At 33.8% G+C, this 13,631-nt stretch carries 17 protein-coding genes and 2 pseudogenes; 4 read left to right on the top strand and 15 right to left on the bottom strand.

Annotation, left to right across the window (positions count from 1 at the left end):
* Positions 1 to 136: 136 nt before the first annotated feature.
* The 10 genes and pseudogenes from AC4BBR_RS04210 to AC4BBR_RS04165 form a co-directional block, all read right to left on the bottom strand.
* Entirely contained in the window at positions 137 to 826 is a 690-nt protein-coding gene (locus tag AC4BBR_RS04210; protein ID WP_490461315.1) for a TipC family immunity protein, read from the bottom strand.
* Positions 827 to 1,452 (bottom strand): annotated as a pseudogene (locus AC4BBR_RS04205) (TipC family immunity protein).
* A gap of 375 nt (positions 1,453 to 1,827) precedes the next feature.
* Positions 1,828 to 1,995, bottom strand: a complete 168-nt coding sequence (locus AC4BBR_RS04200; protein ID WP_490462070.1) for a TipC family immunity protein — start codon at positions 1,993 to 1,995, stop codon at positions 1,828 to 1,830.
* Between the two features lie 8 nt (positions 1,996 to 2,003).
* On the bottom strand, positions 2,004 to 2,405 hold the full coding sequence (locus AC4BBR_RS04195) for a TipC family immunity protein (protein ID WP_490461314.1): 402 nt from the start codon (positions 2,403 to 2,405) through the stop codon (positions 2,004 to 2,006).
* Positions 2,406 to 2,600: 195 nt separating this feature from the next.
* Positions 2,601 to 3,080, bottom strand: coding sequence for a PM0498 family protein (locus AC4BBR_RS04190; RefSeq protein WP_490461313.1), 480 nt, complete (start codon positions 3,078 to 3,080; stop codon positions 2,601 to 2,603).
* A 66-nt stretch (positions 3,081 to 3,146) separates the two neighbouring features.
* Positions 3,147 to 3,668, bottom strand: a complete 522-nt coding sequence (locus AC4BBR_RS04185) for a PM0498 family protein (protein WP_490461312.1) — start codon at positions 3,666 to 3,668, stop codon at positions 3,147 to 3,149.
* Between the two features lie 2 nt (positions 3,669 to 3,670).
* The gene (locus tag AC4BBR_RS04180; RefSeq protein WP_490461311.1) at positions 3,671 to 4,819 is read right to left on the bottom strand and encodes a hypothetical protein; all 1,149 of its coding nucleotides are present in this window, start codon (positions 4,817 to 4,819) and stop codon (positions 3,671 to 3,673) included.
* A gap of 49 nt (positions 4,820 to 4,868) precedes the next feature.
* Positions 4,869 to 5,060 carry a hypothetical protein gene (locus tag AC4BBR_RS04175; protein ID WP_490461310.1) on the bottom strand — a complete coding sequence of 64 codons (192 nt, stop codon included), beginning with the start codon at positions 5,058 to 5,060 and terminating at the stop codon, positions 4,869 to 4,871.
* Positions 5,038 to 5,403: a hypothetical protein gene (locus tag AC4BBR_RS04170; protein ID WP_490461309.1), complete on the bottom strand. Its 366-nt coding sequence runs from the start codon at positions 5,401 to 5,403 to the stop codon at positions 5,038 to 5,040. Before AC4BBR_RS04170 ends, AC4BBR_RS04175 begins: the two co-directional genes overlap by 23 nt.
* A 37-nt stretch (positions 5,404 to 5,440) precedes the next feature.
* Entirely contained in the window at positions 5,441 to 5,728 is a 288-nt protein-coding gene (locus AC4BBR_RS04165) for a TIGR04197 family type VII secretion effector (protein ID WP_071877479.1), read from the bottom strand.
* 1,233 nt (positions 5,729 to 6,961) lie between these two features.
* Between AC4BBR_RS04165 and AC4BBR_RS04160 the strand changes: the two genes are divergently transcribed.
* From AC4BBR_RS04160 to AC4BBR_RS04150, 3 genes are all read left to right on the top strand, one after another.
* Positions 6,962 to 7,255, top strand: coding sequence for a hypothetical protein (locus AC4BBR_RS04160; protein WP_490461308.1), 294 nt, complete (start codon positions 6,962 to 6,964; stop codon positions 7,253 to 7,255).
* Between the two features lie 92 nt (positions 7,256 to 7,347).
* A complete protein-coding gene (locus tag AC4BBR_RS04155) occupies positions 7,348 to 8,106 on the top strand; it encodes an exodeoxyribonuclease III (RefSeq protein ID WP_490461307.1) in 759 nt (252 codons plus the stop codon).
* 114 nt (positions 8,107 to 8,220) lie between these two features.
* Complete coding sequence (locus AC4BBR_RS04150) at positions 8,221 to 8,754, top strand: 3'-5' exonuclease (protein WP_490461306.1); 534 nt, start codon at positions 8,221 to 8,223, stop codon at positions 8,752 to 8,754.
* A gap of 63 nt (positions 8,755 to 8,817) precedes the next feature.
* Here the strand turns inward: AC4BBR_RS04150 and AC4BBR_RS04145 are convergent, their stop codons facing one another.
* The gene (locus AC4BBR_RS04145) at positions 8,818 to 10,506 is read right to left on the bottom strand and encodes an FAD-dependent oxidoreductase (protein ID WP_490461305.1); all 1,689 of its coding nucleotides are present in this window, start codon (positions 10,504 to 10,506) and stop codon (positions 8,818 to 8,820) included.
* 95 nt (positions 10,507 to 10,601) lie between these two features.
* On the bottom strand, positions 10,602 to 11,165 hold the full coding sequence (gene ahpC / locus AC4BBR_RS04140; protein ID WP_490461304.1) for an alkyl hydroperoxide reductase subunit C: 564 nt from the start codon (positions 11,163 to 11,165) through the stop codon (positions 10,602 to 10,604).
* 279 nt (positions 11,166 to 11,444) lie between these two features.
* Between ahpC and AC4BBR_RS04135 the strand changes: the two are divergent.
* A pseudogene (locus AC4BBR_RS04135) lies at positions 11,445 to 12,132 on the top strand (aspartate/glutamate racemase family protein).
* A 91-nt stretch (positions 12,133 to 12,223) separates the two neighbouring features.
* Here the strand turns inward: AC4BBR_RS04135 and AC4BBR_RS04130 are convergent.
* From AC4BBR_RS04130 to AC4BBR_RS04120, 3 genes are all read right to left on the bottom strand, one after another.
* The gene (locus AC4BBR_RS04130; protein WP_490461303.1) at positions 12,224 to 12,367 is read right to left on the bottom strand and encodes a hypothetical protein; all 144 of its coding nucleotides are present in this window, start codon (positions 12,365 to 12,367) and stop codon (positions 12,224 to 12,226) included.
* Positions 12,357 to 12,617, bottom strand: a complete 261-nt coding sequence (locus AC4BBR_RS04125; protein ID WP_490461302.1) for a hypothetical protein — start codon at positions 12,615 to 12,617, stop codon at positions 12,357 to 12,359. Before AC4BBR_RS04125 ends, AC4BBR_RS04130 begins: the two co-directional genes overlap by 11 nt.
* Before the next feature lie 180 nt (positions 12,618 to 12,797).
* Positions 12,798 to 13,478: an O-methyltransferase gene (locus AC4BBR_RS04120; RefSeq protein ID WP_490461301.1), complete on the bottom strand. Its 681-nt coding sequence runs from the start codon at positions 13,476 to 13,478 to the stop codon at positions 12,798 to 12,800.
* Between the last annotated feature and the right edge of the window lie 153 nt (positions 13,479 to 13,631).

Genomic DNA, 13,631 nt, shown 5'->3' with positions numbered 1-13,631 from the left:
GTGATTCTATTTCTGCACTCCCTTAGTTCCGATTAATAATTAAGTTTTTTATTCTCAATTCAGAAAATCCAGTTGCTTTTTGTTTTTGAATATTTTTAATTTTGGTGTAATACATCTCATCAAATACATTTTTGACTTACAAATACTCCAAACCCTGGTACCCGGTCCAAATGGTTATCAAGAGTATAAAACCACGATTATTTTTTCTTCGTCTATTTAATAACTGATCTTTTTCAATAGTAACTTCACCTATGTCTTTTACAGAAAAGCGGCTAGGATAGGTATTCGTCCAATCTTTGATTACTCTATCATATAAAATATCATAAGCTTTTTTCTTTAGTACACTCTTAGATATATTATATTCACTTAAATATTTCTTTATTTCACTATAATTTGTTATCGTATGATTTTCTTTTGTATTATCTAAAAAAGAAACTTTTTCTTTGATTACCTTATCATTAAAAAAATAAGTATACGTAAAATAAATAGAAACTTCGGGAGAAATTTTTTCGGTATATTCAATGTAGTATTTCTTTTTAGAAAACATAAAACTAATTGATAACGACTCGCCATTTCCCAGAAATTCTTCTTTATAACTCTCAATTATTGGACCTGCAACATTATTAGTATCTGCTGTTTTTCTGTCCCACCGTTCAATCTGTTTCATCTTTGGAAACCCTTTGGGATTTAAAACATAACCAAGATCATCATATTCTCCACTATAAATTTCATCAAATACATTTTTAATTTTCAAATACTCCAAACTCTTGTACCCGACCCAAATAGTTATCAGGAGTATGAAAACAATGATTAATCTTTTCTTCATCTACTTCAAAAACTCATCTTTTTCAATGTCAACTTCGCCTATATCTTTTACAGAAAAATGATTAGGATAAGTATTTATCCAATCTTTGATTACAGTGTGATATAAAACTTCATTAGATTTATCCTTTAAAAAATCTTTTGATATCTGGTATTTATCAAGGTATTTTTCTATTTCCCGAGGATTAGTTATTGTGTATGTATCTTTTGTCTCATCAAATATAACAACATTTTGTTTTAATAGTTTCTCTGAAATAGAGTAAGAGAAATCGATTCTGTATAAAAGCTCCGATGTTATGGTCTTCGCAAAACTAATTAATAATTTTTTTCAGAGAAATCAAACCCAAATATAAGCGACTCATTTTTTCCTAAAAAATTACTTTTATACCTTTCAATAACAGGTCCTACACTATTTTTTAAATCAGCATTTTTTCTATCCCGATGTTCGATTTGCTCCACATTGGGTAACCCCTTGCTCTCTGAAAAATTTAGTTCTTTCCATTCTGAATAATACATCTCATCAAAAACATTTTTAACTTGCATTGATTCTTTCAATTTTATTCCTCCTAAAATACAAACCATAATAATTACAGAACTTATAACAATTGTTGCTATCGTTTTCTTTTTCATTAAAATGCCCCTAATTCATTGGTCTTATTTTCAAGATTTTTAATAAATTGATATGCATCTGGTTGCTTTTGCTTTAATTCTTCCATTGTGTTTATATTCAAATCAGCTAGTATTTGTTGTTTTACATCTGCTAAATTTTCGTATTTCGAGAAGAATTCTGATTGAGAACTCTTTTTTCTTACTTCTGATTACTATTTATTACGCACCTGATCATAAGGTAATTTTCTTCTCATTACATAACCGATATCGCCATCACTATCTTTTTTTACATTCATAAGAAGCCACAGATTCATTAAAATTGAAGATATAGCTATCCTAACCATCATTATAAATCTGAAAAAAGTTCATCCTTAATAATTAATTCTCCTAAATTTTTTAAAAAAAACGCCTTTTATGAACTGAAAACCAATCTTTAAGAAGAATATCATCCATACCTTTCTTATAAAATTGTTCAAGTATGTCTTTATCGATATTATATTTATCTAAGTATTCTTTTACCTTATTTTTTTCACTAATCTTATTTTGTCCGTCTACAAAATATATACTTCTAACTAATTCACTTTCCCCACATAATATTGATTGTAGAATCTAATAGAAACAGACTCGGATAAGACATAACCAAAACTAATATTCAGTCTTTTTTCAGAAAAGAAAAAACTAAGAGACATATTTGTCATGTTAGTTGGCAATGACTTTTTATCATATTTTTCGCTAACAGGAAATTTCTCGTCAAAAACGACTGCTCTATTCCAACTCGCTATACCATCAACTTTACCTAACGAAACATTTCCTCTACCCAAAAAAGACGTATTAATTGCTCTACGTTCATCATAATAAATTTCATCATAAACATTTTTGATTGTTAAATATTGACTGATTCTAAAATACATAGGGACAATTATAAGAATACATAAAATTACAGTAAACACTAACCTGATTCTTCTTTGTTTCATCCTTCAATTTCCTTTACTTTACATAATTTTGATAATTATTTTGGCTTTCTTCAAGACTTCTAATGAAGTTATATGATGCTGGATAGTGTTCCTTTAAATAACTCATCGAAATAGAATTAAAAAAACAGCTAAAAAAATACGATAACTATAAAATTGTTTTTTGTACTCAATTCAAAGAATAGTCTCTCAACCGAACTAAGTTTCATTACTAATAAAGTACCCCACTGGTTCTTCATATGAATTGGGATCAGCTAGCCAAAATTCACCGTCTCTTTTTTGATGGAAGCGAACTGTTAAAATTTGATTATCATAGCTAAAAATGAATACGATACTTTTATCAGACAGGTTTTTAATCCTTTCTAATATGTTCTGCATCCATGATTTAGCGATATAAAACTGCTCAGCAGTAGTTAAATGTTGGTCAGGAAAAAAATCAATGATACGAATTTCAGTATTTGAAGCTTCATATCCAGTTTTATCTCCATAAATAGTTAATAAATTAGCAAAATTTTTCTCAGTCACATTTAAATCTTCTTCTTCGAGAATAAGACAGTCATATATATTCTGAATTCTAATATTGAAAAAATTCTGAATTCTAATATAATCTGTATGAATTGGTAACTTTTCTATTTTTTCTGATTCCTGTTGAATTTTTTTTAATTTACTATTTTGCATATCAGAAAACACTCCTTTATCTTTCAAACAAACTGCTAAAATAAATAAGCTCTCTCTGTTGCGATTCTAATTCACTTCTTTATTCTCAATTATATTAGGAGATAGTTCGTCACTCATTAAGACTCCTACAGGTTCTATAAACTGGTGAAGATCATCTCCAAAGAAAATCCCTTCATCTTTTCTTAATTGGTGAAAACGAACAGTTAAAATGTCATCGTTAAAATCAAATAAATAAACTAGTTCATTATTTGTCATTAGAGATAGTCTATTATTTAAACATTTTACATATAGTCGTCCAATTTTATACTGTTCACTTACAGTTAGCGGACTATCAAAAAAATCAATTATTCTCCGCTCATTGATACTTGCTTCATATCCTGTCTTATCTCCATATGAAAGTACTGCTTGGCTAAATTGTTCTTTAGATATAGCCGTTTCTCTATTTGAGAGTAACAAACAATCATACATTTTTTTAACTGTTATGTTAAAGAGTTCCTGCATTTCTTTAACAGATACACTAATTCTATCATCCTCACTAATACTATTCGTATGTTCAATTATTTTTTTCATTGCATCATTTTTTATCATTCTTATTCTCCTAAAATTTTTAATGCTTTCTCAATTGCTTTTTGTACTTTTGGATCTTTTAAAACTTTTTGTATCCTTTTGGGAGCAATTTCTTTAGTTTCAGGATCAATAAATTTTTTCAATTCCACATCATATCTCCATTTAGTGTTATTTGGTTCATGATAATGTACATTTCCGGGGCGTTTACCAGGAGCTTGATTTTCAACATCCACACGTTCAGTCGTTCCATTTTGCCACATCGTTTTACTAGTTACTTGAGTCCCATTGGCACCAAGTAGTGAGTCACCACCGCCAATAGCGCTAATTCCTATCCCTGTAATCGCCTGTGCTACACCCGCCGACACAGATTGAATCACCTCAGAAATGACCAATCCATCACTTCTGACAAGCACAGGAATCATTTGCCCTGTTGCCGCATCCATTCCATATGCCATGGCTAGACCATTCCCTAAATCTACAATCCCCTTAACAATAAATTTGGCTCCACCATAGAAGAATACCATTCCTACAACAGCTGTATAAACTTTTCCAATCGGACTGTTCAAGAAATTGTCTAACTCTCTTAACCGAAGCTCTGCCATCAATGCAATATACTCTAAGGTTGCCTCAGAATCAAGTTTACCATTTTTATACACTTCGTAAATAGGATTTCCAAATTCGTCCATCCGCATTTTCACTTCATACTTTGTATTCTTGAATTCTCGCTCTGTCCATCTTAGATTCACGTCTTTCATCCAAGATGTATCCTTCAAAGAAAATCCTTTGCCGTTCCAACTCCCAGGACCAATACTACCGTCACCGTTAACACCTAAAGCTTGCATCCCTTTTGAAAGCAAATTTCCTGTATCACTCAACCCATCAAAATAACTGGTAGACTCGTCACAAAATGCAAGGAATTTTTGAAGTTTTTCCTCTATTTTGGCTTTCTTCGCTTGATTACGTGTGATGCCTGCATCCATTATAGTGATTGCGGCTTGGAAAATCATGCCCATTAATTTATCTTTGTCGTCTGATAAATTTTGTTTGGCTTGAGTATAGCTGTCTTTTGACGATTGAAACCCTTGGATCAGTTTGTCAGCTTCATCGATTTGCTCTTGTAATTCTTCGGAATCTAAATCTTCACTACCACACTGAGAGATGTAGGCTTCCACATATTGTTCATTCGCTTGTACAACCGCCTCACTATGAAGAATCGCTGCTTTACATAGGGCTGGATAAACGCTTGAGAGATACGGATTTTATGGCATCCATTCCTTCTCCGCTCATTCCTACCGCTAACTGAATCCCTTGCGTTGCGGTTGAAACAGATTCCAATGCCTGACTATACATTTTAGCATATGATTTTATTTGTTCTGTTTGAGTTTGGACTTCACCAACCACCATTTTGACCACGGTCATCATCCTCCTCTCTGAGCACTTGTAATTCTGCTTCATACAAGGTTTCGGAATACTCTTCTAATTGTCGTTTTTCCTTGTTTACTCTTTCCTGACCTTCGTTCATTTCATCAAAAAATCGGCGTTCTTCTATACGAGCTTCTTCAACAATATCTTCAAAAAATGAAAATTCTTCTTGTCCATGAAAATAAGCTAATATCCGTTCATTTTGTATCCGTTCCCTCGTAGCTAGCTGTCCATATTCTTCCATTTTGCGTTCTAGTAATAGGCTAATCTGAACAGTTTCTTCTTGCTTTTCTTCGTTTTCAATTCGCTTCTTTCTAATGTCGTCCTCTTTCATATCATCCACTCCTTAAGTTAAACGCTTCAATCCCTCGCTATTTCATCAAACCTGTAAAGGGTCTATCAAATAACTGTTTCGTTTGGGAATCTGCTCGTTCAAACGCTGCCACAGCGCTGTGAATATTCGCTACATCACGATTTAACAGTTGTTGGATTGTTGTGGAAGAGGTTTTAAATTCTTCAAAAGTAGTAGTTGCTGTGGCATTTCCTGGCACCGTTGTCCCAGAAGAAAAGGTTACGGTTTGGGAGATCGTTAATTTATCGTTAGCTTGACCAATCTTGGTCGCCTGATTCTGTGCTTCTGCACCGTTAACATCAATCATTTTTTCATACTCCTTTGTATTTTTTAACCTAATATCCATTATATCTTAATAAAATATTGAAGTAAATGACATATTTATATCTATCTCTAACATTAATTTCTTTATCAAACAAAAAATTGCAAGTCTATAACTTCCAATTTGGAAAATAAAAATATTTTTCTGTTATTTTATATTATATATAAGGAAACGATTTTTCGTGTTATTTAATGGCGTTTAAGAGGAAAATTAGGTTGCGTGTTCGCATTCTTTTCGTATATACTTAGGAGGTAGAATAGAACAAAGAGAACAGCCCATCTGTAAACGAGCTGTTCAAATCAGAATATAAAATAAATTGGCACTTCATTAATTGGCGACAACCAAATAATCGAAGCCTTGTAAAGACAGAGCAAACTGCCCAAACAAGTTGCCAATAGTGCTAGCAACATGTACTAGCTTCTTTCTTGTACCTAAAGTTTACCTATTTTGCCATAGGTTTGTTAACTTTTGGGCTATTTTAGAAGAAGTGGTAGATGATTTTTAGAGACTATTGTTGACGATATTGGGAAATTTCCTGATATCGTTTTTTCTATTCTACAAATTCAAGTAAAGGAGGTTCACTTCAAATTAAAACAAATGATCAATTATAGATATAAGACAAGGAGACAACGTTCACTTCGTTCACCTTGTACTTTGCATCATCCACTCTGCCCTTTGGTCAGTCGTGGTGGTGCAAAGCAAAAAGGCACTTCATCACTTGGCGACAACCAACTGATGAAGGCTTGCATAGACAGAGCAAACTATCTATACAAGTTGCCAATTGCTAGCACAAAGTCCTAGCATTCTTTATTGTACCTAATTTTACTGGAATTTTCTAGTCTGTCTGGAAACTTTTTGTTAAAATCATGTACTTAATAAAGTCTGCATACTTTTTCTAGATCATTGATGGCGGTATTGGTAGTTTTAGGATGATAAAAAGTCGTTACGTTTTGAGCAACTGGACTAAAAAGGAATCAATGCACTTTTCGGATTGAGGCATTTTTAGGAAGTTGTTGCAAAAGTGCCTTTTTCTCACTGACTGCTCCAATAGCGTTTTTTGTTTTATCCCAAAAAGAAGGCGCTAGAAATTCTACCAGACTGACAATGAGCATCCACAAGTCATTTCTACCGCTAATTTAATAAGTTGCCTAAGTCAATGCGTACATTAAGAAGCGCTGAAGCACGAAATTCAGCGCTTTAAAAAAGGAGAGAACCCTTATGAAAAACGAGTTACATACCCTAAAAGCAATCCCCTATCAAGATATTACTGATTTACAAGAGTTACTAGATCATTTTGACTCTTGGCAAGAACCGCTTGCCGTATTAGATCATTTCTTTCAATTCCGAACGGGTCCGATCAACAAGAAAAAAGTCATCAAAGAATATTATGCTTGTGGTCATTTGTTCCACGCTTTTTTTACAGAATTTATCCGTTTGGTGGAAGCTGAACAAATCAAAACCGAAAAGTTAGCTCGTGAAAGAAAAGTAATGTCTCATCTTACCAAAAAGTAAATGAACAACTTTCCATACATTCAATACGCCTTATGTTAAACTAAGATAGAGTAAAACAATAAGTAGATTATGTTTAGATAGGAGTTATGAAAATGAAATGTATATCCTGGAATGTTAACGGCTTGCGTGCTGTTGTTAAAAAAAATTTTATGGACGTCTTCAACGAATTAGATGCAGATTTTTTCTGTCTGCAAGAAACCAAATTACAAGAAGGACAAATTGATTTAGACTTACCTGGTTATCACCAATACTGGAATTATGCTGAAAAAAAAGGTTATTCAGGTACAGCAATTTTTGCAAAAGAAGAAGCGACAAGCGTTCGATACGGCATGGGACTTGAAGAACACGATCAAGAAGGTCGCTTGATTACATTAGAGTACCCTAACTTCTTTATGATCACTTGTTATACACCAAATTCGCAAAATGAATTGAAACGTTTAGATTACCGGATGACTTGGGAAGATGCTTTTCGTAACTATTTAAATGAATTGAACAAAGAGAAACCAGTAATTCTTTGTGGTGATTTAAATGTTGCCCATCAAAATATTGATTTGAAAAACTGGAAAACAAATCAAAAGAATGCTGGATTTACACCGGAGGAACGTGAAAAGTTCACTGAATTATTGAACAGTGGTTTTATCGATACGTACCGCTACTTCTATCCTGACCAAGAAGGCGTTTATTCTTGGTGGAGCTATCGTTTTAATGCTCGGAAAAATAATGCTGGATGGAGAATTGATTATTTTGTTGTTTCTGCAGAATTAAAAAATGCGTTGAAAGATGCCAAAATCCATACAGATATTACCGGGAGCGATCATTGCCCAGTTGAGATTGATTTAACGATCGCTTAACGTAGAAAGCTTTCTTAATTTCTATATAATATTTTTAAATTAGACTTACTATTCATTTCGTATTTTGTTATACTACACGTATGAATTAATTTTGAACTGAAAGGAATAATCACTATGAATTTTTATTCCATAGACTTTGAAACGGCTAGCTATGCAAAACATAGCGCCTGTTCTGTTGCTTTAATAAAGGTAGAAAATAGTAAAATTGTTGATGAGTATTATTCCTTGATTAAACCAGATACTGATTTTTTCTGGAAAAACATCCAGATCCATGGTATCAAACCAGAAGATGTGGCAGATGCACCTACTTTTCCTGATGTTTGGCATCAAATCCAGTCTTGCTTTAAACCAAATAGTTTAGTCGTCGCTCATAATGCCCCATTTGACTGTGGTGTTTTAGCTGGTTGCTTGGATTATTATGGTATTGATCAGCCAAATTATCTTTCACTTTGTACAGTGAAAACAAGTCGCAAGCTATTTCCAGAGATGCCAAACCATAAATTAAATACAGTTTGTGAGAATCTGGATATCCAATTGAATAATCACCATGATGCTCTAGAAGATAGCCGAGCCTGTGCTGAAATTCTGTTGTATCAAGAAAAACATTTTGGCGTTGAGCCATTGAAAAAACTCGTTACGATTAAATAAGCAAAAAAATGAAAATAAAAGAGCCGAATCAAGAACAAAATCGTTCTGTTGATTCGGCTTTTTTTATTTTTCTAAAATCTCAATAATCTCGTCCATATTCTTCGAACCAAAAACAATCTCTTTATCATCAATGATCATCGCAGGGACACTCATAATTTTCTTTTCTGTTTTCAATTCTGGGAAAACACCGATGTCGATCATTTCGGCTTCAATATTGTGATTGATCGAAGCGATTCGTTGACACGCCGCTACAACATCTGGGCAATAATGACAAGTCAATGATACGAAAATTTGTACTTTTTTCTTCGGTAATTCTTTGATTTTATTAACAACTGGCTTCTCTATTGGCTGTCCAGTGCTTCCTACATTATAAACGGCTAACACGATTGAGTTGACTTCATGTCCACTTGGAATACCGCTAAATTTGATCCCTGTGTACTCCCCTTGGTCATTTAAGACAACAACACTTGGTAATTTATCAATCCCATATTTCGTTTCTACATCAGAATCAGTCCCTTTTTGAACGGTTTCCAACAAGATTTTATCACTTAATGAGGCAAATTCTGTTAAGAAAGAATTCAATTCAAGTGATTTTTCTTCACTGCTATCCATCACTTGTAATAAGGTTACATTTTTCGTTAATTTATCGAAAATACCACCTAATTGTTCTCTCATTGCATCTGGGAACCAGGCGTTATTTCCACTAGTTGTTTTAGTCGGTTTCTTCTCTGCTTTTGGTTGTGTTTCTTTATTTTCGGCATGTTGCTTCGCTAAGCGTTTTTCCATGCGTTCATTAACGATTGGCAAACCGGCTTTTGTTTTTTCTTCTGTGATATATTTTTGGGCATTGGTTGCAGCGATTGCGCCATCTGCAACAGCCGTCACGATTTGACGTAACTCTTTGATACGTAAGTCCCCCGCCGCATAAACCCCAGGTACGTTGGTTTCCATATTTTCATTTGTCGGTACATAGCCGCGATCTAATTCGACTTTTCCTTCAAAGATCTCAGTACTTGGTTTATTTCCAGCGAAGACAAACATGCCAAACGTACTGTCAGCTGGTGCCTCGTATGTTGTTTCTTCGCCTGTTTCATTATTAACAAAAACGGCTTTGCGAACAAAGTCATCTCCAGTGATTTCTTTGACTTCTGTATTGTAAACAATCTTGATGTCTGGATGTTGTTTAGCTGCTTCAGCAGTTAGTTTGGCACAGGTAAAATCAGGTTCACGAATAATCATTGTGACTGATTTTCCGTAACGAGTTAAATAAACTGCTTCTTCCGCCGCTGCATAACCGCCGCCAAGTACAAAAATATCTAATCCTTGGAAAAATTCACCATCGCAAGTCGAGCAATAGGCAATTCCACGTCCTGTAAATTCAACTTCACCTGGAAAACCTATTTTACGTGCTGAAGCACCAGTTGCAATGATTACCGCATAGGCTTGGTAGGTTTTAGTAGCTGATTTCACTGTTTTGATAGTTTGGCTTAAATCTACATCAATAATTTCATCTGTTGTAAATTCAACACCAAAATCCAACGCTTGTAAACGCATGTCTTCCATCAATTCTGGACCTGTTGTTGCTCGAATCGCTGGATAGTTCACGATTTCAGAAGTCGTCGTTACTTGTCCGCCAATCTTATCTTTTTCAATAATCAATGTGTCTAACATCGCACGACCTGCGTAAATTCCTGCTGATAATGCAGCAGAACCACCGCCGATTACGATCAAATCATAAATTTCTTGGCTCATCTGTGTTCTCCTTTTATAAAATTCATTATTTTAATCTTGAAATTTTAAGAAAGACTTCCTAAAAAAGGAAGTCTTACAGTTATCTATTTAATCGTTTAGATTTTACCAACTAAGTCTAAACTTGGCGCGATTGTTTCTTCACCTGGTTTCCAGTTTGCGGGACAAACTTTATCGCCATGTTCTGCTACAAATTGAGAAGCCTCTAATTTACGAACTAGCTCATCAGCATTACGGCCAATACCCATATCATTGATTTCGTATGATTTGATTTCGCCTTCTGGGCTAACGATAAATGTGCCACGGTATGCTTGACCTAAATCTTCATTTAAAACACCGAAGAAACGAGCAATTTTTCCATTTGGGTCAGCTAACATTGGGTATTTAATTTTACCAATTGTATCCGTCGCATCCGCCCATGCTTTATGCACAAAGTGGCTATCTTCAGATACAGAATAAACTTCACAATTCAGCTCTTTTAAGTGATCGTAGTGATCTTGCATGTCGCCAAGTTCTGTTGGACAAACAAATGAAAAATCAGCTGGGTAGAAGAAGAAAATACTCCATTTACCTAATATGTCTGCCGTTGATACTTTGATAAACTCTCCATCTTGGTAAGCGTCACATTCAAAGTCTAATAGTTTTGTGTTGATTAAATTCATTATTTATTCCTCCAATTTTTTAAATTCAAGATAATTTCCTACTTTACAATCGTATCAATTTAAAATTATTATGTCAATAGAATTATTATAGTTAAACCATTTTATTTTTGCCATTTTCGTCTTTTCTTTGAGAAAATAGCTCTTTCATTCTCAATACCATCAAATAGTTTCATTTAAACTACTTTTGACCATAACTACATAGTATAATAAATAAACTCTAAAGCACGCACCTTAATTATTTGGTATACTTAACAAAAAATGATCTTTGGGGGAAACAAAATGAAAACAATTGGGTTATTAGGCGGAATGAGTTGGGAAAGTTCTGCTGACTATTATAAACTGATCAACGAGACTATCAAATCTGAATTGGGTGGACTGCACTCTGCAAAATGTATTTTATTTAGTGTTGATTTTCAGGAAATTGAAACCTATCAATTTTCAAATCAATGGGTTAAAAGTGCAGAACTTTTAGCAGAAGCTTGTCTTTCTTTGGAAAAAGCAGGTGCAGATTATATCGTTATTTGTACAAATACCATGCATAAAGTTGCGGAAATAATCCAGCAAAAAATCACGATTCCGATTATTCATATTGCGAAAGTGACCGCAACTGAATTAAAACGAAACAATATAAAGCAGGTTGGTTTACTTGGTACAAAATTTACAATGGAAGAAGATTTTTATAAGAAAGTTATTGAAGATAATGGTATCGATGTGATTATTCCAGAACAAGTAGATCGCGAACGGATTAGTAAAATTATTTATGAAGAGCTATGTTTAGGAAAAACAACGACAATATCCAAACAGTTCTATTTAGATATTGTCGCTAAGTTAAGTCAACAAGGTGCTGAAGGAGTTATCTTAGGCTGTACAGAAATCGGTATGCTGATTAATCAAGAGGATACCCCCACTTTTTGATACTACTACAATCCACGCTACTCAATCGGCTTTACTGTCTTTAGAAAAATAAATTAGAAAATAAAACTTCACTCAGGAGATCAAAAATGATTCATCCTTGGTTTTGTCTTTATTGAAATTCTTTACATAAATCATGAGAGACTTTAAGCTGAGTGAATGGAACCCTTACACATTTCTTCATACGTCTTATATGGATCAAATCCTAAACGATTAGAAAGGCGAATGGCCTTTTGACCAGCAATAAAAACATTACGTTCAAAGATATAAAGCAGCATCTCATCTGCCAATGCCTTTAATTGTCCTTAACTGATCCGTTGAATACACAGAGAATTGATCAAAATCTCTGTTATGAGAATCAAACCAATGGATCAGTGCCTTGACATAGTCCCTTTTTTGTTTGAAAAATCCTGCGGGACAAATCAATTCTTGGCATTCTTCTACCTCAATGTCTCGGAGTTTTTCAATCGTTAAATAAGGTTTTAAATTTTTAAATGTTTCATTGGCATTTTTTTCAGTTGTTTGCTGAATCAAAATCATCGATACCCAATCAGATATACGATTTTCATCTTCCCACCAATACTAGAAACCAAAGTGCTCTACTATCTTGTTTAGTACTTGACGCTTTTCTCCATCTGACTTCATTTTTACTCACGCCTCTATCCTCACACAAAAAACTTAGATCAAAATAAGTACATCTTGACCCAAGTCGTATAGTTTTTATTCAGTTATTTCTTTGTCTTTTGTAATCATGATCACGCCATCACCAAGTGGCAATAACGTAGAAGTCAAATCTGGATGAGTCATGACTGTGTCTAAAAATTGGTTTAATTTTCTATGGATCGTACGTTGACTACGTGGAATTTCTTCGATAGGGTCTAAAATTGTACCTGCCTGAAAAACATCATCCACCATCAATACACCGCCAACACGTAATAAACGTAAACATTCAGGTAAAAATTCAATGTATTTTGATTTGGCGCTATCCATAAAAATAAAATCATACGGACCTGTTAATGTTGGCAAAACCTCTGCAGCTTGTCCTTCTAATAGCGTAACTTTATCAGTCAGACCTAAACGTTCATAGGTTGTTTTTGCTTTTCTAATCATCACATCAAAACGATCAATCGTAGTGACGTGACCATCTTCTCCAACGAATTGGGCCATCAGACTAGAAGAAAAACCAATTGCTGTCCCTATTTCTAAAATACTTTTGGGTTTGATTTGATCTAAGAAAAATTGTAGAAAGACAACTGTTTCATGAGGAATAATTGGCACTCCTGCCTCGTGCGCTTCTTCTTCAATCACACCTAATTCACCATGAATTTTTTTCTGTTTATTTCGCATAAAATCGACAAGTTCTTGTTTGATAACTGGTCGATGCATCATTTCGTTTCGCACGTTATTCATCCTTCCACATATCTATCATTTCTATTGTTCACTAAATAGTAATATAACAGAAATTCTTTTCAGATAATAGGCTTTCTTTACTGTTTTTCAATAAAAACAAGTATTTTCAACAGTTGTACACATGAGATAATCGCTAATTAGAAC

This window comes from Enterococcus sp. AMC1251 (assembly GCF_058216535.1).
This window is presented reverse-complemented; position numbering and strand designations above follow the sequence as displayed.

Bases quoted from the DNA above. Each gene is read 5' to 3' on its own strand.
- AC4BBR_RS04150 (WP_490461306.1), top strand. From the start codon at position 8,221: ATGAATTTTTATTCCATAGACTTTGAAACGGCTAGCTATGCAAAACAT.
- AC4BBR_RS04145 (WP_490461305.1), bottom strand. From the start codon at position 10,506: ATGAGCCAAGAAATTTATGATTTGATCGTAATCGGCGGTGGTTCTGCT.
- AC4BBR_RS04195 (WP_490461314.1), bottom strand. From the start codon at position 2,405: ATGAAACAAAGAAGAATCAGGTTAGTGTTTACTGTAATTTTATGTATT.
- AC4BBR_RS04185 (WP_490461312.1), bottom strand. From the start codon at position 3,668: ATGATAAAAAATGATGCAATGAAAAAAATAATTGAACATACGAATAGT.
- AC4BBR_RS04160 (WP_490461308.1), top strand. From the start codon at position 6,962: ATGAAAAACGAGTTACATACCCTAAAAGCAATCCCCTATCAAGATATT.
- ahpC (WP_490461304.1), bottom strand. From the start codon at position 11,165: ATGAATTTAATCAACACAAAACTATTAGACTTTGAATGTGACGCTTAC.
- AC4BBR_RS04165 (WP_071877479.1), bottom strand. From the start codon at position 5,728: ATGATTGATGTTAACGGTGCAGAAGCACAGAATCAGGCGACCAAGATT.
- AC4BBR_RS04155 (WP_490461307.1), top strand. From the start codon at position 7,348: ATGAAATGTATATCCTGGAATGTTAACGGCTTGCGTGCTGTTGTTAAA.
- AC4BBR_RS04125 (WP_490461302.1), bottom strand. From the start codon at position 12,617: ATGATTTTGATTCAGCAAACAACTGAAAAAAATGCCAATGAAACATTT.
- AC4BBR_RS04190 (WP_490461313.1), bottom strand. From the start codon at position 3,080: ATGCAAAATAGTAAATTAAAAAAAATTCAACAGGAATCAGAAAAAATA.
- AC4BBR_RS04210 (WP_490461315.1), bottom strand. From the start codon at position 826: ATGAAGAAAAGATTAATCATTGTTTTCATACTCCTGATAACTATTTGG.
- AC4BBR_RS04170 (WP_490461309.1), bottom strand. From the start codon at position 5,403: ATGAAAGAGGACGACATTAGAAAGAAGCGAATTGAAAACGAAGAAAAG.